At 66.5% G+C, this 25,916-nt stretch carries 24 protein-coding genes; 12 read left to right on the top strand and 12 right to left on the bottom strand.

What is annotated here, in order from left to right:
• Positions 1-38: 38 nt before the first annotated feature.
• Positions 39-1,934, top strand: a complete 1,896-nt coding sequence (locus ACQR03_RS12795) for a caspase family protein (RefSeq protein ID WP_316195409.1) — start codon at positions 39-41, stop codon at positions 1,932-1,934.
• Here ACQR03_RS12795 and ACQR03_RS12790 read toward each other — a convergent pair whose 3' ends face one another.
• Positions 1,935-2,627, bottom strand: a complete 693-nt coding sequence (locus ACQR03_RS12790) for a DUF1345 domain-containing protein (protein WP_316171004.1) — start codon at positions 2,625-2,627, stop codon at positions 1,935-1,937. It lies immediately after the preceding gene.
• Positions 2,628-2,636: 9 nt separating this feature from the next.
• A complete protein-coding gene (locus tag ACQR03_RS12785) occupies positions 2,637-3,560 on the bottom strand; it encodes a polyprenyl synthetase family protein (RefSeq protein ID WP_315751923.1) in 924 nt (307 codons plus the stop codon).
• 185 nt (positions 3,561-3,745) lie between these two features.
• Here ACQR03_RS12785 and ACQR03_RS12780 point away from each other — a divergent pair, with 185 nt between their 5' ends.
• The 3 genes from ACQR03_RS12780 (at position 3,746) to ACQR03_RS12770 (ending at position 5,666) form a co-directional block, all read left to right on the top strand.
• Positions 3,746-4,417 (top strand): transglycosylase domain-containing protein, encoded by a 672-nt coding sequence (locus tag ACQR03_RS12780; protein ID WP_315715422.1) that lies wholly within the window; start codon positions 3,746-3,748, stop codon positions 4,415-4,417.
• 168 nt (positions 4,418-4,585) lie between these two features.
• On the top strand, positions 4,586-4,768 hold the full coding sequence (rpmF, locus tag ACQR03_RS12775) for a 50S ribosomal protein L32 (RefSeq protein ID WP_006610266.1): 183 nt from the start codon (positions 4,586-4,588) through the stop codon (positions 4,766-4,768).
• Between the two features lie 187 nt (positions 4,769-4,955).
• Complete coding sequence (locus tag ACQR03_RS12770) at positions 4,956-5,666, top strand: hypothetical protein (RefSeq protein ID WP_316195411.1); 711 nt, start codon at positions 4,956-4,958, stop codon at positions 5,664-5,666.
• Positions 5,667-5,684: 18 nt separating this feature from the next.
• Here the strand turns inward: ACQR03_RS12770 and ACQR03_RS12765 are convergent, their stop codons facing one another.
• Complete coding sequence (locus tag ACQR03_RS12765) at positions 5,685-5,906, bottom strand: hypothetical protein (RefSeq protein WP_316195412.1); 222 nt, start codon at positions 5,904-5,906, stop codon at positions 5,685-5,687.
• Between the two features lie 367 nt (positions 5,907-6,273).
• On the opposite strand from ACQR03_RS12765, the gene ACQR03_RS12760 reads away from it, so the two are divergent.
• Positions 6,274-7,941: an EAL domain-containing protein gene (locus tag ACQR03_RS12760; protein ID WP_316171117.1), complete on the top strand. Its 1,668-nt coding sequence runs from the start codon at positions 6,274-6,276 to the stop codon at positions 7,939-7,941.
• 21 nt (positions 7,942-7,962) lie between these two features.
• Here the strand turns inward: ACQR03_RS12760 and phaR are convergent, their stop codons facing one another.
• Positions 7,963-8,556, bottom strand: coding sequence for a polyhydroxyalkanoate synthesis repressor PhaR (gene phaR, locus ACQR03_RS12755; RefSeq protein WP_315751926.1), 594 nt, complete (start codon positions 8,554-8,556; stop codon positions 7,963-7,965).
• 382 nt (positions 8,557-8,938) lie between these two features.
• Between phaR and ACQR03_RS12750 the strand changes: the two genes are divergently transcribed.
• The 4 genes from ACQR03_RS12750 to ACQR03_RS12735 all read left to right on the top strand — a co-directional run bounded on the left by ACQR03_RS12750 (position 8,939) and on the right by ACQR03_RS12735 (position 14,378).
• Positions 8,939-10,117, top strand: a complete 1,179-nt coding sequence (locus ACQR03_RS12750; protein ID WP_434842290.1) for an acetyl-CoA C-acetyltransferase — start codon at positions 8,939-8,941, stop codon at positions 10,115-10,117.
• 272 nt (positions 10,118-10,389) lie between these two features.
• The gene (locus ACQR03_RS12745) at positions 10,390-11,115 is read left to right on the top strand and encodes a beta-ketoacyl-ACP reductase (protein ID WP_315715178.1); all 726 of its coding nucleotides are present in this window, start codon (positions 10,390-10,392) and stop codon (positions 11,113-11,115) included.
• Positions 11,116-11,268: 153 nt separating this feature from the next.
• Positions 11,269-12,141 (top strand): aromatic amino acid exporter YddG, encoded by an 873-nt coding sequence (yddG, locus tag ACQR03_RS12740; RefSeq protein ID WP_315751928.1) that lies wholly within the window; start codon positions 11,269-11,271, stop codon positions 12,139-12,141.
• A 227-nt stretch (positions 12,142-12,368) separates the two neighbouring features.
• Positions 12,369-14,378 carry a putative bifunctional diguanylate cyclase/phosphodiesterase gene (locus ACQR03_RS12735; protein WP_316193272.1) on the top strand — a complete coding sequence of 670 codons (2,010 nt, stop codon included), beginning with the start codon at positions 12,369-12,371 and terminating at the stop codon, positions 14,376-14,378.
• 1 nt (position 14,379) lies between these two features.
• Here the strand turns inward: ACQR03_RS12735 and ACQR03_RS12730 are convergent, their stop codons facing one another.
• Together ACQR03_RS12730 and gloB are read right to left on the bottom strand one after the other, a co-directional pair.
• Positions 14,380-14,814: a cupin domain-containing protein gene (locus tag ACQR03_RS12730; protein ID WP_315715181.1), complete on the bottom strand. Its 435-nt coding sequence runs from the start codon at positions 14,812-14,814 to the stop codon at positions 14,380-14,382.
• Positions 14,815-14,828: 14 nt separating this feature from the next.
• Positions 14,829-15,596, bottom strand: a complete 768-nt coding sequence (gloB, locus tag ACQR03_RS12725) for a hydroxyacylglutathione hydrolase (protein ID WP_316166271.1) — start codon at positions 15,594-15,596, stop codon at positions 14,829-14,831.
• 193 nt (positions 15,597-15,789) lie between these two features.
• On the opposite strand from gloB, the gene ACQR03_RS12720 reads away from it, so the two are divergent.
• Positions 15,790-16,566, top strand: coding sequence for a class I SAM-dependent methyltransferase (locus tag ACQR03_RS12720; RefSeq protein ID WP_315751930.1), 777 nt, complete (start codon positions 15,790-15,792; stop codon positions 16,564-16,566).
• An 87-nt stretch (positions 16,567-16,653) separates the two neighbouring features.
• On the opposite strand, the gene ACQR03_RS12715 is transcribed toward ACQR03_RS12720, so the two are convergent.
• From ACQR03_RS12715 to ACQR03_RS12695, 5 genes are all read right to left on the bottom strand, one after another.
• Positions 16,654-17,484 carry a DUF4167 domain-containing protein gene (locus ACQR03_RS12715; RefSeq protein WP_315751931.1) on the bottom strand — a complete coding sequence of 277 codons (831 nt, stop codon included), beginning with the start codon at positions 17,482-17,484 and terminating at the stop codon, positions 16,654-16,656.
• Positions 17,485-18,035: 551 nt separating this feature from the next.
• Positions 18,036-18,923 carry a peptide chain release factor N(5)-glutamine methyltransferase gene (gene prmC / locus ACQR03_RS12710; protein WP_315825542.1) on the bottom strand — a complete coding sequence of 296 codons (888 nt, stop codon included), beginning with the start codon at positions 18,921-18,923 and terminating at the stop codon, positions 18,036-18,038.
• A 193-nt stretch (positions 18,924-19,116) separates the two neighbouring features.
• The gene (gene prfA / locus ACQR03_RS12705; protein ID WP_316203481.1) at positions 19,117-20,202 is read right to left on the bottom strand and encodes a peptide chain release factor 1; all 1,086 of its coding nucleotides are present in this window, start codon (positions 20,200-20,202) and stop codon (positions 19,117-19,119) included.
• 62 nt (positions 20,203-20,264) lie between these two features.
• The gene (ptsP, locus tag ACQR03_RS12700; protein ID WP_315715187.1) at positions 20,265-22,532 is read right to left on the bottom strand and encodes a phosphoenolpyruvate--protein phosphotransferase; all 2,268 of its coding nucleotides are present in this window, start codon (positions 22,530-22,532) and stop codon (positions 20,265-20,267) included.
• A gap of 302 nt (positions 22,533-22,834) precedes the next feature.
• On the bottom strand, positions 22,835-24,091 hold the full coding sequence (locus ACQR03_RS12695) for an aspartate kinase (RefSeq protein WP_315715188.1): 1,257 nt from the start codon (positions 24,089-24,091) through the stop codon (positions 22,835-22,837).
• A gap of 147 nt (positions 24,092-24,238) precedes the next feature.
• Here ACQR03_RS12695 and ACQR03_RS12690 point away from each other — a divergent pair, with 147 nt between their 5' ends.
• Positions 24,239-24,706: a PH domain-containing protein gene (locus tag ACQR03_RS12690; RefSeq protein WP_315715189.1), complete on the top strand. Its 468-nt coding sequence runs from the start codon at positions 24,239-24,241 to the stop codon at positions 24,704-24,706.
• A gap of 47 nt (positions 24,707-24,753) precedes the next feature.
• A complete protein-coding gene (gene ubiG, locus ACQR03_RS12685; protein WP_409977941.1) occupies positions 24,754-25,518 on the top strand; it encodes a bifunctional 2-polyprenyl-6-hydroxyphenol methylase/3-demethylubiquinol 3-O-methyltransferase UbiG in 765 nt (254 codons plus the stop codon).
• Between the two features lie 102 nt (positions 25,519-25,620).
• Here ubiG and ACQR03_RS12680 read toward each other — a convergent pair whose 3' ends face one another.
• Positions 25,621-25,902 carry a GIY-YIG nuclease family protein gene (locus ACQR03_RS12680; RefSeq protein ID WP_316170998.1) on the bottom strand — a complete coding sequence of 94 codons (282 nt, stop codon included), beginning with the start codon at positions 25,900-25,902 and terminating at the stop codon, positions 25,621-25,623.
• Between the last annotated feature and the right edge of the window lie 14 nt (positions 25,903-25,916).

Here is a 25,916-nt window from a genome sequence, read left to right as displayed (position 1 = left end):
GGTCCCAGCAGGTCTCCCAGCGGTATGGGGTAGGTACGATGTCTTGGTCACTTCGATTGGGCGGTTACATCCTGGCGGGAGCGCTGCTGCTGGTCGGCCACCCCGCGCTCGCCGACAAGCGGGTGGCGCTCGTCATCGGCAATTCCGCCTATCAGAACGTGCCGCAACTGACGAACCCCGCCAATGACGGCGCGGTGATGACGGCGACCTTCAAGAGCGCGGGCTTCGATGTCGTCGATTACCGGCGCGATCTGACCGCGCGGGAGACCAGGCGGGCCTTGCGCGATTTCGCCGACGCCGCCCGCGATGCCGATATTGCGGTGGTCTACTACGCCGGCCACGGCATGGAGGTCGAAGGGGCGAACTATCTGATCCCGATCGACGCCCGGCTCGAGCGTGACACCGACGTCTATGACGAGACGCTGTCGCTCGACCGTATTCTGGTCGCCGTCGAGCCGGCGAAGAAGCTGCGCCTGGTCATTCTCGACGCCTGCCGCGACAACCCGTTCACCCGCAACATGCAGCGGACGGTGGCGACCCGCAGCCTCGGCCGCGGCCTCGCCAAGGTCGAGCCGACCAGCCCAAATACGCTGATCGCCTATTCCGCCAAGGCCGGCTCGACCGCGCAGGACGGCGACGGCAAGAACTCGCCATTCACGCTAGCGCTGTCGCGGCATATCGCGACCCCCGGCCTCGACGTCCGCAAGGCGTTCGGCTTCGTCCGCGACGAGGTGCTGAAAGCGACCGCCAACCGCCAGGAGCCGTTCGTGTACGGCTCGCTCGGCGGCGAGGACGTGCCGCTGGTCCCTGGCGTGCCGCGCGTCGTGACACAGATGCCGGTGACGCCGCCGCCGAGCCCGCAGGCCGACATCCGGCGCGACTACGAGCTCGCGATGCAGGTCGGCAACAAGGGCGCGCTGAACGCCTTCCTGGCGCAATATCCCGACGGGTTCTACGCCAGCCTCGCCAAGTTGCAGCTCGACAAGCTCACCGCCGAGGAGAATCGCGCCGCCGCTTCCGAGAAGGCCCGCGCCACCGAGGCCGAGCGGGCGCGGCTCGCCGCCGAGGGCGCGCGCAAGGAGACCCTCGCCAAGGCGGAGGCCGAGGCCAGGGCGGCGGAGCAGGCTCGGATTGTCGCTGAGAAGGCTAATCAGGTGGCGCAGCAGCAGGCGGCCGACGCCGAGAAGAAGCGCGGTGAGCAGCAGCTCGCGGCGGTCGACAATCCGCGCGCGGCGACCTCGCCCGGCGCGCCCACGCCCGCAGCACCGCAGCAGGGCCAGGTCGCCTCGCTCACCCCGGCCGCGCAGCCCGCCGATCTCGCCAAGTCGGTGCAGCTCGAGCTGCGCCGCGTCGGCTGCCTCACCGAGGATGCCGATGGCGACTGGGGCTCGGCCTCGCGCCGCTCGCTGTCGCAGTTCAACCGCTATGCCGGTACCAAGCTCGATACCCAGGCCGCCTCGGCCGATGCGCTCCAGGCGATCAAGCTCAAGCAGGCGCGCGTCTGCCCGCTGGTCTGCCAGCATGGCACCAAGCCGGACGGCGACCGCTGCGCCCGCATCGTTTGCGCCGAGGGTTCGTTCGTCAACGACGACAATGAATGCGAGAAGCGGCGCGACAGGAAGCCGGTCGCCAAGCGCGATGGCAGCGACGAAGATGTGCCGTCGCGCCGCCGCGCCCGCGCGGCGCCGGATGCCGGCCTGCCGATGCCGGCTCCCGGTGCGGGCGTCGGGGTTGGGATCGGAGGTGGTGGCGGTCTCGGCGTCGGGACGGCCTCGGGCTACACCAGGCCGCAGACGCAAGCCGCCCGGCCGAAGTCGGGCGGGCAGATCTATTGCGACGCCTATCTGTGCCGCGCCGTCAGGCCCGGCTGCCGGCTGGAATATCGCGGCGGCGGCGGCCCGGCCAACAATGCCAGCGTCGAGGTGTGCAACTGATCAGGACGAGATTACGCTGGCGGCGATGTTGACCATCAGGGCGACCAGCGCGGTGTTGTAGACGAATGAGATGATGCCGTGCACGGTCGCGGTGCGGCGGATGATCTTGTCGGTGATGCCGACGTCGGAGACCTGGGCGGTCATGCCGATGATGAAGGAGAAGTAGACGAAGTCCCAGTAGTCGGCGTGCTCGTCCTTGTCGCCGCTGGGGAATTGCAGGCCGCCGGGCTTGGCGCCGCGGTAGTAGTCATGGGCGTAGTGCAGGGCGAAGGTCGCATGCACCGCGGCCCAGGACAGCGAGACGGTGAGCAGCGCCAGCGTCAGCGCCGGAGCGTCGCGCTTGGAAGCGCCGAGCTCGAGCACGATCGCGGCGATGCTGGCGAAGGCGCCGAGCGCCGTGACCAGCAGGATCACGAAACGGCCGTCGTCCTGCATGACCGCCTTGCGGCGGATGTGATGATGCTCGCTGCGCAGCATCATCGCCGCGACCAGCACGAGGTAGAGCGCGGTGAAGATGTCCCAGCTGATCAGGAGCCGCGTGATCAGGCGGAGTGCCGGCGGCAGCAGGAAGAACGCGACGATCGCGAGGCCCAGCGATATGAAGGTGCGCGGCCGCGCATAGATGACGCGCAGCGCAGCCGGCAGCCGCGTGAAGCGGGCGAGGTCCGGATCGTCGGGATGGACTCCGCCCAATGCCTCGCCTCAGCTCTTGCGCTCGGCGACGAAATGCGCGGCCGCCCGCAGCACGTCGCCCTTGGCGCCGAACACCGACAGCGCGGCATCGCCGCGGGCGAGCAGGTCGCGGACGCGCTGCCTGGCGCCCTCGACGCCGAGCTGGGTGACGAAGGTGGTCTTGCCGAGCTCGGCGTCGGCACCGGCCGGCTTGCCGAGGGTGGCGGCATCGCCCTCGACGTCGAGCAGGTCGTCGGCGATCTGGAAGGCTTCGCCGAGCGCGCGGCCGTAGTCGTCGAGCGCCTGGTACTCGGCCGCCGAGGCCTGGCCGAGCAGGGCGCCGGCGATGCAGCCGAAGCGGAGCAGGGCGCCGGTCTTCATCTGCTGGACGCGGGCGACGTCGACCGGGCCGCTGTCGCCGAACCGGCCCTCGCCGGCGAGGTCGAGGATCTGGCCGCCGGCCATGCCGCCGACACCGGCGCAGCGGGCCAGCGCCCGGGTCAAAGCGAGGCGGACGCCGGCATCGGGATGGATCTCGTCGCGGGTGATGATGTCGAAGGCGATGGTCAGCAGTGCGTCGCCGGCCAGGATCGCGGTGGCGTCGTCATAGACCTTGTGCAGGGTCGGACGCCCGCGCCGCAGGTCGGAATTGTCCATCGCCGGCAGATCGTCGTGGATGAGCGAGTAGCAGTGGATGCATTCGAGCGCCGCGCCGGTCAGCAGCGCGCCCTTGCGCGGGACGCCGAACACGGCGGCGCTCTCGACCACCAGGAACGGGCGCAGCCGCTTGCCGCCGTTCAGGCTCGAATAGCGCATCGACTCGATCAGCCGCTTCGGCCTGATGATCTCGTCCGCCAGCGGCGCATCGCCGAGGAGCTCGCCGAGCAAGGCTTCGGTCTCTTCCGCGGTCTTGTCCAGGCGTTGGGTGAAGTCGGTGAGGGCCGTCGCAGTCATTTAACAAGAGCTCCAGGGGCAAAATTCGCCGGACAATCGTTGATGGCGGCGACTTCGTCAATTGCCGGAGCGGTGGCGGCTTTCGGCCGCGACGGCGGAAAAAAGCAGGAAACCACATCGAGATGTCGGATAATCCCCTCCAATTGTCCGCCCCCGCGGTGGTCCCAACCGAGCGGCGCCTGCCCTTGCGTACCGTCAGAACCATCCTCGTGATCGCCGTGCTGGTGCTGCTCGTGCCCTATGCGCTGACGCCGTTCTATGCCGTGGGTCACCCCGCCTCGACCCTGATGCTGTGGCGGTCGGTGACGGGGCAGCCGGTGACGCGGCACTGGATCGACCTCTCGGCCATGTCGCCGTATTTGCCCCGCTCGGTGGTGGCCGCGGAGGATGCCAAATTCTGCAGCCATCACGGCATCGACTGGGGCGCGCTGCGCGAGGTCATGGACGATGCCGAGGACGGCGAGGTCTCGCGGGGCGGCTCGACCATCACCCAGCAGGTCGCCAAGAACCTGTTCCTGTGGCAGGGCCGCAGCTATGTTCGAAAGGCGCTGGAACTGCCGCTGGCGCTGTGGATCGACCTCGTCCTCGGCAAGCGGCGCATCCTCGAAATCTACCTCAACATCGCCGAGCTCGGTCCCAGCGGCCAGTTCGGGGTGGAGGCGGGCGCCAATTACGCGTTCAACCGCTCGGCAGCTGGCTTAGGGCCGCGCGAGGCGGCGCTGATGGCCTCGATCCTGCCGAACCCCGTCCGGCGCAGCGCCCGGGCCCCGGGGCCGGGTGTGCGGCGGCTGTCGGCGACCTACATGGTGCGGGCCCAGGCCTCCAGCCTGCAGGCCTGCTGGGGGGAACGGCGGTGAGGTCCGAGCGGGCGCAATTTTGGCCAAAAATGCCTCGGAGAGCCCTAGCCATGCCGCACCCCTTCCTCTATAAGCGCGGCCTTGATCGGCATCCGGGCTCGCCAGCTTCATGGCTGCAGCCGTCCTTTGCGGACGATGCCTTGCAAAAATACCCTAGAGGATACCGATATGGCCGTCCCCAGAAGAAAAACTTCGCCGTCGCGCCGCGGCATGCGCCGCTCGGCTGACGCCATCAAGAAGCCGACCTATGTCGAGGACAAGGATTCCGGCGAGCTGCGTCGTCCGCACCACCTGGACCTGAAGACCGGCATGTACAAGGGCCGCCAGGTCCTGAAGAAGAAAGACGCCTGATTGTCCGCGCGGGCCGCTTTCCAAGCTGCCCGAATTCGGCCATCGATGGGGTTGAAAGCGGTCCCGTGCGACGTGATTCGCCGGGACCGTTGCGTATCTGTGTCGCGTGATCCCGTCTCGCTGTCTCATCTTCGCACCGATTGATTTTGCGCCGGGCCGCCGCCCGCGCCATCCAAGGCTTCAACCGATGTCCATGGTCGGTTTCCCGCTGCTGCTGATCCCGCTGGCGATCTACAACATGATCGTCTTCCTGATGCCGGGGGTCGCGTTCAGCGAGACGCTGCTGCGCCTTCAGCTTCCGTCCGGCGAGGTCTGGACGATCTCGCTCGGCGACATGCTGCTGGCCCTGGGCGTGCTGCTGCTGCTGCTCGAAATCATCAAGGCGGCGAAGCCGAACGGGAAATATCTGACCGATCATCTGCTGTCGCTGCTGGTCTTCGGCGGCGCCGCGGCGGAATTCGCGATGTGGCAGAAGTTCGGGAATTCGACCTTCCTGCTGCTGACCCTGCTGGCGATGGTCGATTTCTTCGGCGGAGTCTCGCTGCGCACCAAGCGCGCCGCCCGCTCAGTCGTCGCAGCTCCCGCTTCCGTGCCGGCGCCGGCCGAAGCGACCGTGCCTGATCCGGAACCTCAGCCGATCGAGGAGCCGGCCAGAGATTCGGTCAAAGAACCGGCCAAGGCGGAGGTTCAGAAGGCGGATGCTGCCGCGCCCGTCGTTGAAGAGCCGATCGATGCCGTGCCGGCTGCTGCTTCGGTCGCCGAGTCCGTGCTGCTCGACCGCTCGGTCCCCCGGCCGGCTCCCGCTCCGACGACCGGCTGGGTCGCGGAGGCAAAGGAGACCGAGACCGCTGCTCCGGGCGCTCCAGAGCCGCCCAAACCCGACGCGCCGAAGCCCTGAGGCGCAGGAGCGCGCCGCTCACATCATTTCTCGGGTCCGGCCGCCGGCACGCGTGACCGGCTGAAGCCTCGCCGCATAGGCACTGTGGACGTCGGCAACCGCCGCGCGCCTGAGCGTGCGGGTTTGCGGCAGCTGCTCGGCGGTCGCGATCAGATGGGTCACGAAGCCGGCGTCGGGGCGTGCTGCGCGAACGATCCGCGCGCGAAGGTCATGGCTCGCATCGCTCGGCAGCAGCGTCACGGAGCGGGAGGTCTCCTCCGACCCATCCAGGCGATCGCCGTCCTGATCAATCGTTAACATTGTCCAACCACCGCCGGCGCGATTGTCACGTTCTGGGACGCCGGAGCCTTTCGCTCCTCGATCTCGCAAGAGCAATGCCGTTCCAAGCGCTCTGGAGCGCTGCATGTTCCAAACATGGTTGACGCGTCTCGGACACGCGCTCGTCGCCTCGGCATGCTCTCCGTTAACCAGAGATGCGTAGTCTGATTCGCGAACTCGGCCGCCGCCGCTCGCGCGGATGCGCGCTGGCCGTTCCCAAATCAGCGCCGGTCCTGCCGGCCTGTGCCGAAACGAGGCGACCTTGACATCCGAATTGCCACAGACCGCGATGATCCTGGCGTCCCTGGGCCAAGCCGCCTTCGTCTGGGATCTGGCGAGCGACGTGATCGTCTGGAGCGATCACGTCGGGGCGGTGTTTGCCGACGTTCCGCTGCCGCAACTCTGCAACGGCGCCGAATTCAGCAAGCTGATCGAGCCGGACCGCAGCATCCGCTCCGAGATCATGCACCAGGGGGCGCCGCTGCATGGCGCCGCCGGCACGCCGTACCGGATCGAATATGGCGTGCGCACCCACGCCGGTGCGCCATTGATCTGGGTCGAGGAGACCGGCTGCTGGTTCGCCGGCCCCGATGGGCGGCCCTTGCGTGCCCAGGGCATCGTGCGGATCAACAACGAGCGCCACGCCCGCGAGGAGCAGCTGCTCAAGCTGTCACGGCACGATCCGCTGACCGGCGAGCTGAACCGAACGCATCTGCTGGCGACGCTTGCCGAGGTGATCGAGGAGTCGCAGCGGTTCCGCTTCTCCTGCGCCTTCATGCTGGTCGGCATCGATCATCTCGCGCGCATCAACGACGCCTTCGGCTTCGACGTCGCCGACGGCGTCGTGCTGGAGATCGCCCAGCGCATCCGGGGCCGGCTCCGCGGTGGCGACACGCTCGGGCGGTTCTCGGGCAACAAGTTCGGGTTGATCCTGAAGAACTGCACGATGGACGACATGACCACCGCGGCCGAGCGCTTTCTCGCGACCGTGCGCGACGAGGTGGTGCCGACCAAGTCAGGTCCGGTCGCCGTCACCGCGACGATCGGCGCCGTGAGCGTTCCCCGTCACGCCCGCTCGGTCGAGGAAGCGGTCAACCGCGCCCATGAGACGCTCGACGCCGCCAAGCGCCGCCGCATCGGATCGTTCTCGACCTGGCGGCCGAACGTGGAGCGCGACGCACAGCGCAAGGTCAACATCCGCGTCACCGACGAGATCGTGACCGCGCTCAATGAGCGGCGCATCGTCACAGCGTTCGAGCCGGTGGTGAATGCCAACACGCTTGCGCCCGCCTTCTATGAATGCCTGGTGCGGATGCGCCAGGATGACGGCCGGGCCTTGCTGGCGCCGGACGTCGTCCCAGTCGCCGAACGGCTCGGTTTGATCCGTCTGGTCGATCACCGCATTCTGGAGCTGGTGGTGGCGGAGCTCGCGAGCACGCCCGACGTCACCCTGAGCCTCAACATCTCGCCTGAGACCACCATGGATCCGGACTGGTGGGCCTCGATCGAGTCCATGATGCGCGCCCATCCTGGGGTCGCCGAACGGCTGATCGTCGAGATCACCGAGACGGTCGAGATCCAGGACGTCGACGATCTCCGCGGCTTCGTGACGCGGCTGAAAGATCTCGGCAGCCGAATCGCCATCGATGATTTCGGCGCCGGGCACACCTCGTTCCGCAATCTGCGCAAGCTCGGCGTCGACATCGTCAAGATCGACGGCGCCTTCGTGCAGAATCTCGTGCGCTCGGCTGACGACCGCGCCTTTGTGCAGACGCTGGTCGAGCTGGCGCGACGGCTGCAGATCAAGACGGTCGCGGAATGGGTGCAGGACGAGGCGTCGGTCGCGCTGCTGCGCGACTGGGGCTGCGATTACATCCAGGGCCGGGTGATTGGCCTCGCCTCGGTCGATCGGCCGTGGATCGGTAACGGCAGGGTGGAGCTGCCGGCGGCGGGTTGATCAGCCGCCGGCCCTTCGGCGTCAGCCTTGCTGCTCGTCCTTCTTCGGCTCCGACATGCGATCGAGCCGGTCCTGCATTTCCTTCATCTGACGGCGCAGCTCGTCGATGTTGTCGTCGGCGGCCGGGGCCGGCTCGGCGGCCTTCTCGTCGGTGCGCACCGGCGGCGTGAACGGCTTGAACATCGAGAAGGTCTGCTGGAACAGCTCCATGTTGCGGCGCACCTGCTCCTCGAGCGGCGCGAACGGCGTCCCGCTGAAGGTGTCGGCGATCTGCTTGCGGAACTTCTCCTGCTCCCGGGTCAGGGTGTCGATCGACTGCTCAAGGTACTTTGGCACCACCATCTGCATGCTGTCGCCGTAGAAGCGGATCAGCTGGCGCAGGAACGTGGTCGGCAGCAGGTTCTGACCGGCCTTGTTCTCCTGCTCGAAGATGATCTGCGCGAGGACCGACCGCGTGATGTCGTCGCCGGTCTTGGCGTCGTAGACCAGGAAATCCTCCCCGTTCTTAACCATCGAGGCCAGATCTTCGAGGGTCACGTAGGTACTCGTCCCGGTATTGTAGAGCCGCCGGTTCGCGTATTTCTTGATTGTGGTGGGTTGGTCAGATTTCGCCATGAGCTCACACATGCAAACCGAGAACAGGGAACCCGGCGGCGTCGCCGCAGGGCGAAGAGCTACGCAATGCAATAACGTAATCACTTTCGAGCGAGTTCGGCTACGGTTTTGTGCGGAACGGTTAATCCCGCAGCAGAAATCTTGCCCACGAAACGGCCAAGCATCCCAATTTGAATGCGCTGCAACAGGAATTGCTGATGCCGCCAATTGACATGTCGCAACGACGTTAACAGGATGAAGGACGAAGGTTGCGCACTCGCCAATCCGGGGCTTGCGGAGGGCCGGCACGACCGTGAACTGAAAAGATCATTTTCATTTCAAATACCCTCGAGTCTCAAGCCCTCGCTTTCACGTCCAAGATCAAGAACCCCAGGAGATGCTCATGTCAGACGATGTCGTCATCGTCAGCGCCGCCCGCACCGCGGTTGGAAGTTTCAACGGTGCCTTCGCCAGTGTCCCGGCCCACGAATTGGGGGCGGTGGCCATCAAGGCCGCGCTGGAGCGCGCCGGCGTCGAGCCGGGCCGCGTCTCGGAGGTCATTATGGGCCAGATCCTGACTGCGGCGCAGGGCCAGAACCCGGCGCGCCAGGCTTCGATCGCCGCCGGCATTCCAGTCGAGAGCCCGGCCTGGGGCATCAACCAACTGTGCGGCTCCGGCCTGCGGTCCGTTGCGCTCGGCTACCAGGCGCTCGTCAATGGCGACTCCGACATCGTGGTCGCCGGCGGCCAGGAGTCGATGAGCATGGCGGCGCATGCGCAATATCTGCGCGCCGGTGTGAAGATGGGCTCGCTCGATCTGGTCGACACGATGATCAAGGACGGCCTGTGGGACGCCTTCAACGGCTATCACATGGGCAACACCGCCGAGAACGTTGCGAAGCAATATCAGATCACGCGTGCGCAGCAGGACGAGTTAGCGGTTGCATCGCAGAACAAGGCCGAGGCGGCTCAGAAGGCCGGCAGGTTCAAGGACGAGATCGCACCCGTGACGGTCAAGAGCCGCAAGGGTGACACCGTAGTCGACACCGACGAATATCCGCGTCATGGCGCGACGATCGAGGCCATGGCCAAGCTGCGTGCGGCGTTCGAGAAGGACGGCACGGTCACGGCCGGCAACGCGTCGGGCATCAATGACGGCGCGGCTGCCGTGGTGCTGATGACCGCCAAGCAGGCGGCCAAGGAGGGCAAGACGCCGCTTGCGCGGATCGTGTCCTGGGGCCAGGCCGGCGTCGACCCGAAGATCATGGGCACCGGTCCGATCCCGGCGTCGCGTTCGGCGCTGAAGAAGGCAGGCTGGAACATCGCCGACCTCGACCTGATCGAAGCCAACGAGGCGTTCGCCGCGCAAGCTTGCGCGGTGAACAAGGATCTCGGCTGGGATCCGGCCAAGGTCAACGTCAACGGCGGCGCGATCGCGATCGGCCATCCGATCGGTGCGTCCGGCGCGCGCGTGCTCGTGACTCTGCTGCACGAGATGCAGAAGCGCGACGCGAAGAAGGGTCTTGCCACGCTGTGCATCGGCGGCGGCATGGGCATCGCGCTGTGCGTTGCACGCGACTAAAAAGCCGGCAGTGACTGCGAACCGTTCAGCCTTCGCAATCGCGTCCAGCTCAACTAAAGATCAACGCCCGGCGATCTCGCCGGGCGTTTTGTTCTTGATGTCCGTCAAACACGTCGCATAATCGACCACTAAAAAAATGGAGTTGAGCGAGCATGGACGGTCGTGCGGCAAGTTGATCATCGCGCGGAGGTTCATGATCCAATAACAACGGCAAGCGCGGTGGCAGCCAGAGGTTGTCCCTGTGCGATCAGTCATCGAGGGAAGGATTCGACATGGCACGTGTGGCGTTGGTGACGGGGGGAACGCGCGGTATCGGAGCGGCGATCAGCAAGGCGCTGAAGGCGGCGGGATACAAGGTCGCGGCGAATTACGGCGGCAACGATGCCGCGGCGGAGAAGTTCAAGAGCGAGACCGAGATCCCCGTCTACAAATGGGACGTCAGCTCGTTCGAGGCCTGCGGCGAAGGCATCAAGAAGGTCGAAGCCGATCTCGGTCCGATCGATGTGCTGATCAACAATGCCGGCATCACCCGTGATACGGCCTTCCACAAGATGACGCTCGAGCAGTGGAGCGCGGTGATCAACACCAATCTCGGCTCGCTGTTCAACATGACCCGCCCGGTCATCGAGGGCATGCGCGCGCGCAAGTTCGGCCGCATCATCAACATCTCCTCGATCAACGGCCAGAAGGGCCAGTTCGGCCAGGTCAACTACTCCGCGGCGAAGGCCGGCGACATCGGCTTCACCAAGGCGCTCGCGCTGGAGACGGCCAAGGCCGGCATCACCGTCAACGTGATCTGCCCGGGCTACATCAACACCGAGATGGTGCAGGCGGTGCCGAAGGACGTGCTCGAGAAAGCCATCCTGCCGCTGATTCCGGTGGGGCGCCTCGGCGAGCCCGAGGAGATCGCGCGCGCCGTGGTGTTCCTCGCGGCTGATGAGGCCGGAGCCATCACCGGCTCGACGCTGTCGGTCAATGGCGGCCAGTACATGGTGTGAGCCTCGCCGGCGGCGTTGCCTCCGGCCACCATCTGCGGTTAAGGAAAACCTGATGCCCGCGCTCGCCGCGGGCATTCACGTCTTGGACGCTCCCCGCACGGACGCAGGCGTGGGTGGCCGGCATGAGCCGGCCGTGACGGAGCCTGCCGCCTGATGTCCCAGCGCAATGCGACCCTGATCGGTCTGACCGCGATCCTGATGTGGTCGCTGCTCGCCTTGTTGACGGTGGCAACTGGCACGATCCCCGCCTTCCAGCTTGCGGCGATGACCTTCGCGATCGGCGGCGCGGTCGGCCTGCTCAGTCTGGTCCGCCGACCGGACGGGCTACGGGTGCTGCGGCAGCCGCTGACGGCGTGGGCCGTGGGCGTCGGCGGGCTGTTCGGTTATCACGCGCTGTACTTCCTGGCGCTGCGCTTCGCGCCGCCGGCAGAAGCCGGGCTGCTGAACTATCTTTGGCCGCTGCTGATCGTGCTATTTTCGGCCTTTCTGCCGGGGGAGCGGCTCGCGGTTCATCACGTGACCGGCGCCGTGATCGGGCTTGTCGGCACCGCGCTGCTGTTGCTCGGCAACGGTGCGAGCTTCGCTGCGAGCCAGTTGCCGGGGCTCGCGGCCGCCTTCGTCGCGGCGTTCGTGTGGGCGATCTATTCGGTGCTCTCGCGCCGTCTGAAGGCGGTGCCGACCGATGCCGTCGCCGGCTTCTGCATGGCGACGTCCGCGCTCGCGGCCCTGGTCCATGTTGCGGTCGAGCGAACGGTCTGGCCCGACAGCCCGACGCAGTGGCTCGCTGTTGCCGGTCTCGGCATCGGCCCGGTTGGCGCCGCGTTCTATGCCTGGGACATCGGGATGAAGCGCGGAGACATTCGCGTGCTCGGTGCCGCATCCTATGCGACGCCGCTGCTGTCGACGGCTTTCCTGATCGTTGCCGGCTATGCCCGACCGAGCGCCACCCTGGCGGTGGCCGCACTGCTGATTGCCGGCGGCGGTCTGGTCGCGGCCAAGGACATGTTCCTCCTGCGCAAGCGCTGACCGCATCAGGTCGAGCGACGTCAGGCGGGGCCGGCTCGCATGCGGACTCGGCACGGCGGTCCGAATCCGCCGGTTATCCTTGATGCGCACTTAATCGTGCGCAAAACCGGCGCGCCGGCCGGTAGCTCACAACCGCCGATTACAGTTTGGCGCGGTCTGCACCTAACCCGCCCTTTACCCGTGCTGAGCGATAGTCCCTGCGAAATGGTGCTGACAACGGGGCGGCAATGCCGGACGTGAGACGTTACATGGCCCGCGCAGGGGAGTTGTTTCGCGTTCCCGCCGACAGTCCCGAGCTGACGCGCGCGCAGTTCCAGGCGTTCTCCAAGCAGGTGCCGCTGCTCTATTTCATTCTCATCACCAACAGCCTGGCGCTCGCCTACACGTTCCTTCCGCTGGCGCCGACGTGGCTCACGATTTCCGTGCCGGCGTTGCTATCGACGATTACCGGCGCGCGCATGCTGTGGTGGCTGCGGCAGGGCGAGGCCGCCAGCAGCGACGCCGAGGTGCTGCGCAACCTGCGTGTCACCAACCGGATTGCCGGCCCGATCGGGGCGCTGTTCGTCGTCTGGTCCTTCGCGTTGTTTCCCTACGGCGACCCATTCGCCAAGGGGCAGGTCGCGTTCTACATGGCGGTCACGGTCATCGGCATCATCTTCTGCCTGATGCACCTGCGCTCCGCAGCCCTGATCGTGACCCTCGTGGTCATCGTGCCCTATGTCATCTTCTTCATGTCCACGGGCGTTCACGCGCTGCGGGCGATCGCGGTCAATCAGCTGCTCGTGTCCGGCGCGATGGTCACGGTGCTGTTCATCTATTATCGGGATTTCGCCGCGCTCGTCGCCAGCCGCAAATCGCTGCTCGCGGAGCAGGCGGCGACGCAAGCGCTGTCGGATGAAAACTTCCGCCTCGCCAATCTGGATTCGCTGACCGATCTGCCCAATCGCCGTCGCTTCTTCTCGGAGCTCACGCAAGCTTTCGCCGAGGCCGACCGGGACGGCACGCGGCTCGCCGTCGGCATCATCGATCTCGACGGCTTCAAGCCGATCAACGACACCTATGGGCACACGGTCGGCGACCGCGTGCTGATCGAGGCCGCGCGCCGCATCCGCGACGCCTGTGCCGGCCATGGCGGCCAGGTCCATCTCGCCCGGCTCGGCGGCGACGAGTTCGGACTGGTGGTCGCCGGCAATCCCACGGACGACGATCTGCTCAACCTCGGACGGCAGATCACCGACCTCATCAAGCTGCCCTATCAGTTCGACACGACCCATACCGGCCTGTCGTGCTCGACCGGCTTTGCGTTGTATCCGCGCTCGGCCATGGTTGCGGATGCGCTGTACGAATGCGCCGACTATGCGCTCTACCACGCCAAGCGCCGCGCCCGCGGCCAGGCCATCATCTTCTCGACCGAGCTCGAGGCGGAGATCCGTAGCCGCAGCGTGATCGAGCACCTGTTGCGCACGGCCGATTTCGACGCCGAGATGGACCTGGCGTTTCAGCCGATCATGGACGCGATGAATTCGCGCACCACCGGATTCGAGGTCCTGGCGCGCTGGCACAGCCCCAAGCTGGGTACGGTGTCGCCCGCAAGCTTCATCCCGGCCGCCGAGCGGATCGGCGTCATCCGCAGCCTGACGCGTTGTCTGCTGGTCAAGGCGCTCGCCGCCGCGCGGACCTGGCCGGACGACATTCGCGTGTCGTTCAATCTCTCCGCGCACGACATCTGTTCGCCGGATGGCGTCCTGCCGCTGCTGGCGGTCATCCATGCCAGCGGCGTGCCGCCGCGCCGCATCGAGTTCGAGATCACCGAGACCGCCGTCACCTTCGACTTCGCCCGCGCCGAGCAGTCGATCGCGGCATTGAAGGCGATCGGTTGCGGCATCTCGCTGGACGATTTCGGCACCGGCTACTCGTCGCTCAGTCACGTCCACCGGCTGCCGCTCGACAAGCTCAAGGTCGACCGCAGTTTCGTGAGCGACGTCAACGCCAACCCGATCAGCCACAAGATCATCAAGTCGCTGACCGGCCTCTGCGCCGACATGGAAATTTCGTGCGTCGTCGAGGGTGTCGAGACCAAGGAGCAGCTCGACAGCCTGCGACGTCTGGGCGCGGACTACATCCAGGGCTACTACTTCGCGAAGCCGATGCCGGCCGACGCGATTTCCGGCTTCCTCGCCCAGGAGCGCCAGCGCTTCGCCGAGCCGGCCGCGAAGGTCGCCGGCGCGAGCGCCTGACTCAGACCTCCGGCTCCCAGCCGGGCGGCGCAAGCTCGAATCCTTCGAACATGAAGCCCGGCGCCACCGTGCAGCCGACGAGCGTCCAATCGCCGGCGCTCTCGGCGGCCTGCCAGGCATGGGCGGGCACCACCGCCTGCGGCTGCTGGCCGGCTGCGAGGTCGATGCCCAGCGTCGTCGTTTGCGGCGCCTGGCCTTCGGCGGCGATCCGCAAGGTCAGCGGCGCACCGGCATAGAAGTGCCAGGTCTCGACCGCGTCGACCCTGTGCCAATGCGAACGCTCGCCGCGCGCGAGCAGGAAATAGATCAAGGTCGATGCGGCGCGGCCGGAGGCGTCGACGGCCGGATCGCGGAAGGTCTCGCGAAAATGTCCGCCCTCCGGATGAGGCTGCAGGCCGAGACGCGCGATGATGTCGGCAGCCGAGAGCGTGGCCATCGTCGTCCTCGCCGTTACGACTTGTTCTTGCGCTCGCGCAACTCGCCGAATACCTGCTCGGCGCTGGCGCCCTTCATGCGCAGCCGCACTGCGACGGCCGGATCGTCGGCGCGCAGGAACACGTTGGCGGTCTTCTCGTCGCCCAGCAGCGACGGAATGGTCGGCCGGTTGGCGGCACGCAGCCGCGTGACCTCCTCGGCGCGAGCCTTCAGCGCCGCGTTGTCGCCGTCGACGGTGAGGGCGAATTTGACGTTCGAGGCTGTGTATTCGTGGCCGCAATAGAGCCGGAAGTCGTCCGGCAGCGCGCGCAGCTTGAGAAGCGAGTCCCACATCATCGGATAGGTGCCCTCGAACACGCGGCCGCAGCCGACCGAGAACAGCGTGTCGGCCGCAAACAGCGCCTTGTCGGCATCGAACACGTAGGAGACGTGGTCGAGCGTATGGCCCGGCGTTTCCAGCACGCGCGCGAGCAACTCGCCGATCTTCACGACATCGCCATGGGCGACTCGCAGATCGACGTTGGCGATCGCCGTCGTCTTGTCGTGGGGCGCGACCACCCGGCAGCCATATTTCTGCTTGAGCTCGGCGACGCCGCCGACATGGTCGTGATGATGATGCGTGATCAGGATGTCGGTGAGCCTCCAGCCTTCGGCGTCCAATTGCCGGACGATCGGTCCGGCCTCGGGGGCGTCGATCGAGGCAGTCGCACCGGTCGCGGGGTCATGGATCAGATAGCCGAAATTGTCGGACAGGCAGGTGAAGGCGCGGATGTCGGCGGCCATGATGTCTCCGTCGGCGGGACCGGGCGAGGCACGATGGTCGCGCTCGCGATGCCAGAAGGTCGTGGAAGCGGAGCCCGGGCGCAGCGCTGCGGGGCGGCCTCCGATGTCCCGCGCAGAGATATGGCGTTAACGCTGGAGGCGCAACGCAATATTCGGCGCGCGGCAGCGCGCGCTCGCATGATACATTGACGTCATGGACGTGATCGATCTGCGAAATTTCTATTCGGGTCGCCTCGGGATCGTCGCGCGGCTCTTGATCAACCGCGGTATCCGCGCGCGCTGGCCGAGCGCGGCCGGGCAGCGGGTGCTCGGCGTCGGCTATCCCACGCCCTATCTTGGCCTGTTCCGCGAGGATTCCGAACGCTGCATCGCCTTCATGCCGGCGGCGCAGGGGGTGCTGAAATGGCCGACGGCGCGGCCGACGCTGGCCTCGCTGGTGGACGAGTTCTCGCTGCCGCTGCCCGATGCGGCGATCGACCGCATCCTGATCGTGCATGCGCTGGAGATGTCGGACGACCCGGCCGGGCTGCTGCGCGAGATGTGGCGGGTGCTGGCGCCGGCGGGACGCATGATCATCGTGATCCCGAACCGGCGCGGCGTCTGGACGCGGACCGACAACACGCCGTTCGGCCATGGCCGGCCCTATTCGCGCTCGCAGATCACGCAACTGCTGCGGCAGACCTGGTTCACGCCGACCGGCTGGGGCGAGGCGCTGTTCATGCCTCCGGTCGGCGGCTGGTTCCTGAAATCGGCGATGGCCTGGGAGCGCGTCGGCGCGGCGCTGTCGCTGCCGTTCGCCGGTGTCCACATCGTGGAGGCGACCAAGCAGGTCTACCGGGTGATCCCGGCGCGCCGCGAGCGCATTCGGCTGATCCCGCGGCTCGAACCGGTGCTGGCGCCGTCACCGTCGGCCCCCGGATCCGGTGGCGCCGGTCGCCGCGAGGTCGGTCCGCCGTCGCGCGAAGCATGATCCCGGGCCGTTTTCCTGCGCGCTTCCCGCGCAAAAAAACGGGTGGGCTCAAGAGCCCACCCGTTTCGTCATGATGGAGGGTAATCGCTATTCGCCCGGATTGAGGTCCTCGCTCGGCGCCGGTGCAGCAGCGGCTGCTTCAGCGCGCGGACCATGCGGACGCCGGCGGCGCCGCGGATAGCGCTCGGCAGCGCCCTCGAAGGCGGCCGGGGGATTGGCGATCTGCGGCTGCGGACCGGTGATGAAGGACGGCAGCCGATCGACGCCGCTGTCGGCGATGACGGGCTGGGGTTGCGGCTGCGGCTGGTACTGGACGGGCTGCGGCCGCTCCCGGTGCTCGCGCGGCTCCCGCTCGCGATGTTCGCGGGGTTCACGGTGTTCCCGCGGCTCGCGGTGTTCGCGCGGCTCGCGATGCTCACGCGCTTCGCGGTGCTCGCGCGGCTGCTGCTCGCGCTGATAGGGCTGGTTGTCGCCGCGCTCGCGCTGGCCGCCTTCGCGGTCGCGCATGAAGGGTTGGGGCTGAGGCTGCGGCTGGGCCGGAACAAAGCCGGGCTCCTGGCCGAAATGCGAGAAGCTCTCACCGTCATCGTCGAGGTCGTCGACGGTCAGGTCCTCGGTGTTGCGCGGCTGCTGCGGCTGATTCTGGCGGAACTGCTCCTGCGCGGCGGCAATCAGGCGGAAATAGTGCTCGGCGTGCTGGTAGTAGTTCTCGGCGGCTACGGGGTCACCCGAAGAGCGGGCGTCGCGGGCAAGCTGGACATATTTCTCGGCGACATGAGAGGCAGTGCCGCGGATCTTGATGTCCGGTCCATTGGACTCGAACACCCGGGTCAGCGGATTCTGGCCGCGCCGGTTATTGTTGTTGTTACCGCCGCTGTTCCGGTTGCGCATCCGCTTGTTGTTCTGACCGTTTCTCATGTCCTGCCTTTATTCCAACCCTGCGTTAGGAGCACCGATTGTCTGAGCACTGATTGTTATCGGAATACCGAGAGTGTATTGAAATACCTTCGCCGGGCTCGGACGCCTCGCGCGCGGTCCAAATGGTCCCATCCGACCCATGTCGGTTCCGACATGCCGGTTTGACCCATGCCGATGTGATCGACAGCCGATTCTCTCGACAAAAGCGCGTTCAAAACGCGTTCCCCACCCGCCAGCCCCTGGGACCGGCGAACCACGTCATTCAGCCAGCCAAGGCGACATGCGCCACGACCGACCCAGTTTGCTTAGCGTAAGACCTCAAGTGCAAAGTCAGGCTTTCGTTCGCTTTGCAGTCGCGGGCTGCGCAGCCATCCGGGCTCTCGCGCTCAGCAGATCTGCGTTCTGGAACCTATCGCCCGGCGCGGCTCTCTGGCATCTGACCGCGGCGGTGTTCCGTGAATACCGCTCGTCGTGGCCTGCACCGGTGCTATGGATGGAACGTAGTCGCTCCCGGGGGATATTCCAAGAGCTTTTTCTGCATTCCCCGACCTTTACCGGAGCTTTTTTAGGCCCATGACGGTTCGGGGAATACCGGCCAGATCGGCCCGGATCGTCGAGGAATCGGCCGTCAGGCCAGCCCTCACCATCAATGCAGCGACCTCGTCACTCTGGCCAAGCCCGACCTCCACGATGACAGCGCCGTCCGGCCGCAGCAGGGCCGCCGCCTGCGGGATCAGCGCGCGGTAGGCGTCGAGCCCGTCCTTGCCCCCGTCCAGGGCGCGCAGCGGATCATGAGTGCGCACCTCGACGTCGAGCTCGCTGATCTCGGACGATGGGATGTAGGGCGGGTTCGACACGATCAGGTCGAAACCCGCAGACAGCGCTGCGGCGTAGGAGCAGGCGACGAAGCCGGCGCGGTCGGCTAATCCGAGCGCGCGCGCATTATCCCGCGCGGTGGTCAGCGCGGCCAAGCTGATGTCGGTACCGAGTCCAAAGGCCCGCGGCAGCTCGGACAGCAGCGCCAGCAGGATCGCGCCGGAGCCCGTGCCGAGATCGGCGATGCGCAAGCGACGCTTCAGGTCGCCGCCGGCCGCGAGATGTTCCAGTGCCAGCTCGACGACAGTCTCTGTGTCCGGCCGCGGCACCAGCGTGTCGGCCGACAATCGCAGGTCCAGGCCCCAGAACTCTTTGGTGCCGAGGATGCGGGCGACCGGTTCGCCGGCCAGCCGGCGCTGCACCAGCGTTTCCAGGCGCTGCGCGTCGTCATGGGAGAGCTGTCGTCTCCCGTGCATCACGAGCCCGGTGAGCTCGAGCTGCAGCGCATGGCCGACCAGCAGCCGCGCATCGAGCTCGGGCGAGTCGAGGCCCGCATCTGCAAAGCGCGCGGCCAGGGCACGGCGGGCGGCATCGATCGTCACGCCGGCGATGAGGCCGGTCATCGCGCAAACTCCCTCCACGCGTCATCCCCGCGAACGCGGGGAGCCATACGCCGTGCCGTGGCGGGACGGGCGGTCGGAGTTGCCTTCTGTGACAGCCACGAAGGCCGGTGGTTAGGGGTCCCTGCGTTCGCCGGGACGACACCGTTTGTGTCGGGGCAGCGTCGCATCGCCTCCTGCAATGCGCCGGTGCGCATCACGCCGCAGCACCTTGCGCGGCGAGCTGCGCGGCCTGGTGCTCGGTCGTCAGCGCGTCGATGAGTTCGCCCAGCGCTTCGCCGGCGATCACCTGCGGCAGCTTGTAGAGCGTCAGGTTGATGCGGTGGTCGGTGACGCGCCCTTGCGGAAAATTATAGGTGCGGATGCGCTCCGAGCGGTCGCCCGAGCCGACTTTCTCCTTGCGCTCGGCCGAGCGGGCCGCGTCGACCTTCTGCCGCTCGGCGTCGTAGATGCGCGAGCGCAGGATGTTCATCGCGGAGGCGCGGTTCTTGTGCTGCGAGCGGCTGTCCTGCATCATCACGACGATCCCGGTCGGGATATGGGTGATGCGGATCGCCGATTCCGTCTTGTTGACGTGCTGGCCGCCGGCGCCTTGCGCGCGCATGGTCTCGATGCGCAGGTCGTCCGGCTTGATGTCGACGTCGACATCCTCGACCTCGGGCAGCACGGCGACTGTCGCCGCCGAGGTGTGGATGCGGCCCTGCGTCTCGGTATCGGGCACGCGCTGCACGCGGTGCACGCCGGATTCGAACTTCAGCTTGGCGAAGGCGCCGCGGCCCTGCACTTCGGCGACGATCTCCTTGTAGCCGCCGACGGTGCCTTCGGAGGCCGAGACCACCTCGACCTTCCAGCCCTGCAGGGCGGCGAAGCGCTCATACATCCGGAACAGGTCTCCGGCGAACAACGAGGCCTCGTCGCCGCCGGTGCCGGCGCGGATTTCGAGCACGACGTTGCGGTCGTCCATCGCATCCTTCGGCAGCAGCGCGACGCGGATCTTCTGCTCCAGCTCGCCGCGGCGCGCGATCAGTTCGTCGCGCTCGGCCTCGGCCATCGCGCGCATTTCGGCATCGGTGGTGGGATCGGCGATCAGCGCCTCGGTGTCGGCGAGCTCCTTGACGCCGGCGCGATAGGCCTTCACCGCGTCGATCAGCGGATTGAGCTCGGCCAGCTCACGGGTGATCTGCACGTAGCGGTCGGAATTGACCTGGCCGAGCAGCTCCGCCTCGAGCGAGGCGTGATGCGCGAGCAGGACATCCAGTTTGGCTTGGGGAAGCGACGACATGATGCAATCTGTTCTAGGAGCAAACGATACGAACGGAAGACGCGCAGGCCGCGACAGACCCGCTACAGCGCGAGGCCTTCGCTCTCGGCGAACTCGGTCAGCTTCTGCCGCATCGAGAAGCTGCCGGCCGGCGCGGCCAGCCATTCGGCCATCTTCGTCGCCGCCTTGCCGGCGTCGAGTTCGAGGATCATCGCCTTCACAGGGCCGTGTGCGGTGGCCGACAACGACAGCGAGCGGTAGCCGAGCGCGATCAGCGCCAATGCGCCGATCGGCTTGGAGGCCATCTCGCCGCACAGTGACACCGACCGCTTGGCGGCCTTGGCCTTGTGCACGATCTGCTGCAACGCCCGCAGGATCGGCGTCGACAGCGTGTCGAAGCGCTCGGAGACCTTGGCATTGCCGCGATCGACCGCGAACAGGAACTGGAACAGGTCGTTCGAGCCGACCGAGATGAAGTCGACCTTCGAAAGCAGCTCGTCGAGCTGATACAGCAGCGCCGGGACCTCGAGCATGGTGCCGACGTCGACGCGTTCCGGCAGCGTATGGCCGTGCTGGCGCAGATAGGTCAGCTCGCGCTCGACGATCGCCTTGGCCGTGTCGAACTCGGCGACTTCCGAGATCATCGGGAACATGATGCGCAGCGAGCGGCCGCCGCCGGCGCGCAGCAGCGCCCGGATCTGGCCGCGCAGCAGGCCCGGACGGTCGAGGCCGAGGCGGATCGCGCGCCAGCCGAGCGCCGGATTCTCCTCGATCACGGTCTCCATGTACGGCAGCGCCTTGTCGCCGCCGATGTCCAAGGTGCGGAACGTGACCGGCTTGTGGCCGGCGGCGTCGAGAACCGTGCGATACAGCGCCAGCTGGTCGCTCGAGCGCGGCAGGCTGGCGGACACCATGAATTGCAGCTCGGTGCGGAACAGGCCGATGCCGGCGCTGCCGGTGTCCTCGATGTGCGGCAGGTCGATGACCAGGCCGGCATTGATCATCAGCTCGACCGGCTGGCCGTCCTTGGTCACGCAGGGCTTGTTGCGCAGCTCGCCATATTGCGCCTGACGGCGGGCGCGGAAGCGCACCCGCTCGGCATAGGCGGATTCGATCTCCGACGACGGGCGCACATAGATCGAGCCTGAGGTGCCATCGACGATGATGGCGTCGCCGGGATCGGCGATGCCCGGCGCGTTCGGCACCTCGCCGACGGCGGGAATGCCGAGTGCGCGCGCCACGATCGCGACGTGCGAATTGGCGGTGCCTTCCTCGAGCACGAGGCCGCGCAGCCGCTTGCGGTCGTAGTCGAGCAGCGCCGCCGGACCCATCGCGCGTGCGATCAGGATGGCGTTGTCCGGCAGGTGCTCGCGCCGCGGCGCGTGGTCCTGGCCGACGAGCTGACGTAGCAGCCGGTAGCCGAGATCCTCGAGGTCGTGCAGCCGCTCGCGCAGATACGGATCGGTCGAGCGCAGCATGCGGGCGCGGGTGTCCGACTGCACGCGCTCGACGGCGGCTTCCGCCGTGAGGCCGGTCGCCACCGCCTCGTGCAGCTTGTGCGACCAGCCCTGGTCGTTGGCGAACATGCGATAGGCTTCGAGCACCTCGCGGTGCTCGCCGCCATCGGCGACGTCGCCGCGCTCCAGCATGCGGTCGAGGTCGGCGCGCAGCTTGAGCAGCGCGGCGTCGAGCCGCTTGATCTCCTTGGGCAGGTCCTCGGCGATGTAGTTGTTGATGACGACGCGCGGCTCGTGCAGCACGACATGGCCGAGCGCGATGCCATCGGACAGCACCGTGCCGGTCTTGTGGATCGAGTGCCGCGCCGCCGGCTCGGCGCCGGGCTGCGCCAGTGCTGCGAGCTCGCCGGAGGCGATCATCTCGGCGAGCACCATCGCGGTGGTCTGCAGCGCCTCGACCTCTTCCTCGACATAGGTGCGCTTGGCTCGGTTCTGCACCACCAGCACGCCGAGCGTGTTGCCGGCGCGCAGGATCGGCACGCCAAGGAAGGAGTGGTAGATCTCTTCGCCGGTCTCCGGCCGATACGAGAAGGCGGGATGGCTCTGCGCGTCGTTCAGGTTGAGCGGCGTCGCTTCGCTGGCGACGAGGCCGACGAGACCTTCATGCGCGCTCAGCACGGTCATGTGCACGGCGTCGCGGTTCAGACCTTCGGTGGCATAGAGCTCGAGCGTGTTGTCGACGCGCAGCACATAGACCGAGCAGACCTCCGCGACCATGTTGGCCGCGATCAGCACCACGATCTTGTCGAGCCGCTCCTGTGCCGAGACCTGCTCCGCCATGGTCTCGCGAAGCCGTCTGAGCAGGACGCGGGGGCCTCCCGACGCGCTTCGCATGTGGCACAATCCCCCTTCCTGGGGCCAGCCCGGCACGCGGCCGGATCTGGCGCTAAACTCGCGGCATCGAACAGCTTTCTCGATTCGGCACTATCGCACGCTCAGAGTGCCGGCCCGAACCAGAACAACCTTCACTGGAGCACAGTTTGCGGCTGCCATCCTGCGATGGCGTATAGCGAATTAGGGCTTGTTTTGCCAAGCAAAACGCCTGCCACCGCGGGCGGCGTCAACGGCTTTCGAACGATCTCCGGCCCGTCCCGCTGTCACAGAACGGGACAGGTGTGGTCGCGGAGGAGGATTTTCTAGGCCTGGTCCAGTCCGTAGAGCGTATGCAGCGTGCGGACGGCGAGCTCGGTGTAGGCGGCGTCGATCAGCACCGAGAACTTGATCTCGGAGGTCGTGATCGCGCGAATGTTGATGTTGCGGGCGGCGAGCGCGGCGAATCCCTTGGCGGCGACGCCGGCATGGCTGCGCATGCCCGATCCGATCACCGAGACCTTGGCGACGTCGGTCGCGGTATCCAGGCGCTGATAGCCGATCCTGTCCTTGGCCGCGGTGATGGTCTCGCGCGCGCGATTGTAATCGGTGGCCGGCACCGTGAAGGTGAGATCGGTGGTCTTGCCGTCTTCGGAGACGTTCTGGACGATCATGTCGACGTTGATATTGGCATCCGCCAGTGGTCCGAAGATCGAGGCGGCGACGCCCGGCTTGTCCTCGATCTGGCGCACCGAGATCTGGGCCTCGTCCTTGGAGAAGGCGATGCCGGTCACGACGTGATTTTCCATGATTTGTTCCTCGCTGCAGATCAGCGTCCCCGGCGGCTGGTTGGCGTGCGGGTCGATATCCTCGGGCTTGTCGAATGAGGAGCGGACGAAGATCGGCATGTTGTGCACCATGCCCAGTTCCACCGAACGGACCTGCAGCACCTTGGCGCCCTGCGACGCCAGCTCCAGCATGTCCTCGAAGGCGATCTTGTCGAGCCGCTTGGCCTTCGGCACCACCCGGGGGTCGGTGGTATAGACGCCGTCGACGTCGGTATAGATGTCGCAGCGGTCGGCCTTGATGGCGGCCGCGATCGCCACCGCGGAGGTGTCCGAGCCGCCGCGGCCGAGCGTGGTGATTCGCCCGGTTTCGGCGTTGATGCCCTGGAAGCCGGCGATGACCGCGACCTCCTTGCGGTCGCGAAAGCGCTGGATCAGCTCGGAGCCGTCGATATCGACGATTCGCGCCGAGGCATGGGCGTCGCTGGTCTTGATCGGGATCTGCCAGCCCTGCCACGAGCGGGCCTGGATGCCCATGCTCTGCAGCACGATCGCCAGCAGGCCGGACGTGACCTGCTCGCCCGAGGCCACGACGGCATCGTATTCACGCGCATCGTGCATCGGCGACGCCTCGGTGCACCAGGCGACCAGTTCGTTGGTCTTGCCGGACATGGCCGAGACCACGACGGCGACCTCATGACCGGCGTCGACCTCGCGCTTGACGTGGCGCGCGACGTTGCGGATGCGGTCGATGTTGGCGACGGATGTGCCGCCGAATTTCAGCACGAGGCGACCCATGACGACGCGCTCATTCCCATCAGGAGGATAAGTTGACCGGCTGGGCGCGAAACCGGAGGCGCGCCAGCCGAAACGCGCGTATACATAGCGCCGCGGCTGGGGGCAAGACGGTTCCTTGTGGTGACAGGGTCAGGTAGAGGCTTTGGAATGGCGCGTTACATCGACGAAATCCTGCAACCCGGCGAGAAGGTGCTGTATTCGACCAATGCACATTGGATGTTCTACCTGCCGGCGATCGGGGCCTGGATCGTCGTGTTTGGATTGCTCGTCCTCTCCCGCATGACCGTGAACGACAATCTGGTTCTGCTGTGCCTGGCCACCGCCGCCGTCATCGCCATTGTTGCCCTGTATTGGACGGTCCGGGCCTGGTTCCATCGCCTGACCACCGAGACGGACGTCACCAATCGCCGTGTCGTGCACAAAACCGGTTTCATCAAGCGCCGTACCTTCGAGATGGCTCTCGACAAGGTCGAGAGCGTCGACGTCAACCAGACCATCATGGGACGGGTTCTCAATTACGGCGATGTCACCATCTTGGGTGTGGGCGAGGGCAAGGAAACCATTTCGACCATCGCGGAGCCGCTGGCGTTCCGGAACGCCATCACGGCGCGTTAGCCCGGTACGGCGCCGCAGCTTCGATCATTGAGTATTCAGCGATGACAATGCCTCAGGATTCCCGCAGCACTTCTGTTCCCTCCGGCTCGACCGTCGATCCGGCCGAGATCGCGAAGTTCTCCAAACTGTCCGAGACGTGGTGGGACCCCAAGGGCAAGATGGCGCCCCTGCACAAGATCAACCCGCTGCGCCTGACCTATATCCGCGATGCCGCCTGCCGGAAATTCGAGCGCAACGCCAAGAGCCTCAACTGCCTGTCGGGGCTGCGCATGCTCGACATCGGCTGCGGCGCGGGACTGCTGTGCGAGCCGTTCACGCGGCTGGGCGCGCAGGTCGTCGGCGTCGACCCCTCGGCCAGCAACATTGCCGCCGCCAGGCTGCATGCCGAGAAGGGTCATCTGTCGATCGACTACCGCTGCACCACGATCGAGGAGATGGACCCGCGCGAGCGCTTCGACATCGTGCTGGCGATGGAGGTCGTCGAGCACGTCACCGACGTCAGCGCCTTCCTCGGCCGCTGTGCCGCGGTGCTGAAGCCGGGCGGCATGATGGTGGTCTCGACCCTCAACCGCAACTGGAAGAGCTTTGCGCTCGCCATCGTCGGCGCCGAATACGTGCTGCGCTGGCTGCCGCGCGGCACGCATGAGTGGAGCAAGTTCGTCACGCCGGACGAGCTGACGAAATACCTGCTCGACAACCGCCTGGTCATCACCGAGCAGAGCGGCGTGGTCTACAGCCCGTTCGCCGACCGCTGGAGCCTGTCGACCGACATGGACGTGAACTACATGATGGTCGCCGAGCAGATGGTTTAGCGCGCGCGGCCAATCATCAGCTTGACCCGTCTGCCGCTCCATAACCGGTGTCGTCCCTGCGAACGCAGGGACCCATAACCACAGGGAGGGGTTTGAGGCACGCTAGGAGATCAGGTCGCTGAGATCGCGCCATTCAAGATTGTCGCGCTCGATCAGTTCGATTTTCCAATCACGCTTCCAGCGCTTGAGCTGCTTCTCGCGGGTGACCGCTTCCGCAGCAACAGTGTAGATTTCGACATAGACCAGCCGAAACACCCCGTACTTCTTCACGAACTCCGAGCCTTCGCCCTTGCGATGCTGCTCGAGCCGCGTCCGTAACGAGTTGGTCACACCGATGTACAGCGTACCGTGACGGCCGCTGGCGAGAATATAGACATAGTACATCGCCGCACCATCGC

The sequence above is a fragment of the Bradyrhizobium sp. HKCCYLS3070 genome, from assembly GCF_051167575.1.
Taxonomy (GTDB): Bacteria; Pseudomonadota; Alphaproteobacteria; order Rhizobiales; family Xanthobacteraceae; genus Bradyrhizobium.
Note: the sequence above shows the minus strand (reverse complement) of the source record. Positions and strands in the feature narration are given on the sequence as shown.

Coding starts and splice junctions, on each gene's coding strand:
- ACQR03_RS12745 (WP_315715178.1), top strand. CDS start 10,390: ATGGCACGTGTGGCGTTGGTGACGGGGGGAACGCGCGGTATCGGAGCG.
- prfA (WP_316203481.1), bottom strand. CDS start 20,202: ATGTCGTCGCTTCCCCAAGCCAAACTGGATGTCCTGCTCGCGCATCAC.
- ACQR03_RS12680 (WP_316170998.1), bottom strand. CDS start 25,902: ATGTACTATGTCTATATTCTCGCCAGCGGCCGTCACGGTACGCTGTAC.
- ACQR03_RS12720 (WP_315751930.1), top strand. CDS start 15,790: ATGGACGTGATCGATCTGCGAAATTTCTATTCGGGTCGCCTCGGGATC.
- ACQR03_RS12770 (WP_316195411.1), top strand. CDS start 4,956: ATGTCCATGGTCGGTTTCCCGCTGCTGCTGATCCCGCTGGCGATCTAC.
- ACQR03_RS12735 (WP_316193272.1), top strand. CDS start 12,369: ATGCCGGACGTGAGACGTTACATGGCCCGCGCAGGGGAGTTGTTTCGC.
- ACQR03_RS12730 (WP_315715181.1), bottom strand. CDS start 14,814: ATGGCCACGCTCTCGGCTGCCGACATCATCGCGCGTCTCGGCCTGCAG.
- rpmF (WP_006610266.1), top strand. CDS start 4,586: ATGGCCGTCCCCAGAAGAAAAACTTCGCCGTCGCGCCGCGGCATGCGC.
- ACQR03_RS12795 (WP_316195409.1), top strand. CDS start 39: ATGTCTTGGTCACTTCGATTGGGCGGTTACATCCTGGCGGGAGCGCTG.
- phaR (WP_315751926.1), bottom strand. CDS start 8,556: ATGGCGAAATCTGACCAACCCACCACAATCAAGAAATACGCGAACCGG.
- ACQR03_RS12760 (WP_316171117.1), top strand. CDS start 6,274: ATGATCCTGGCGTCCCTGGGCCAAGCCGCCTTCGTCTGGGATCTGGCG.
- ptsP (WP_315715187.1), bottom strand. CDS start 22,532: ATGCGAAGCGCGTCGGGAGGCCCCCGCGTCCTGCTCAGACGGCTTCGC.
- ubiG (WP_409977941.1), top strand. CDS start 24,754: ATGCCTCAGGATTCCCGCAGCACTTCTGTTCCCTCCGGCTCGACCGTC.
- gloB (WP_316166271.1), bottom strand. CDS start 15,596: ATGGCCGCCGACATCCGCGCCTTCACCTGCCTGTCCGACAATTTCGGC.
- ACQR03_RS12695 (WP_315715188.1), bottom strand. CDS start 24,091: ATGGGTCGCCTCGTGCTGAAATTCGGCGGCACATCCGTCGCCAACATC.
- ACQR03_RS12750 (WP_434842290.1), top strand. CDS start 8,939: ATGTCAGACGATGTCGTCATCGTCAGCGCCGCCCGCACCGCGGTTGGA.
- ACQR03_RS12690 (WP_315715189.1), top strand. CDS start 24,239: ATGGCGCGTTACATCGACGAAATCCTGCAACCCGGCGAGAAGGTGCTG.
- yddG (WP_315751928.1), top strand. CDS start 11,269: ATGTCCCAGCGCAATGCGACCCTGATCGGTCTGACCGCGATCCTGATG.
- ACQR03_RS12715 (WP_315751931.1), bottom strand. CDS start 17,484: ATGAGAAACGGTCAGAACAACAAGCGGATGCGCAACCGGAACAGCGGC.
- ACQR03_RS12785 (WP_315751923.1), bottom strand. CDS start 3,560: ATGACTGCGACGGCCCTCACCGACTTCACCCAACGCCTGGACAAGACC.
- prmC (WP_315825542.1), bottom strand. CDS start 18,923: ATGACCGGCCTCATCGCCGGCGTGACGATCGATGCCGCCCGCCGTGCC.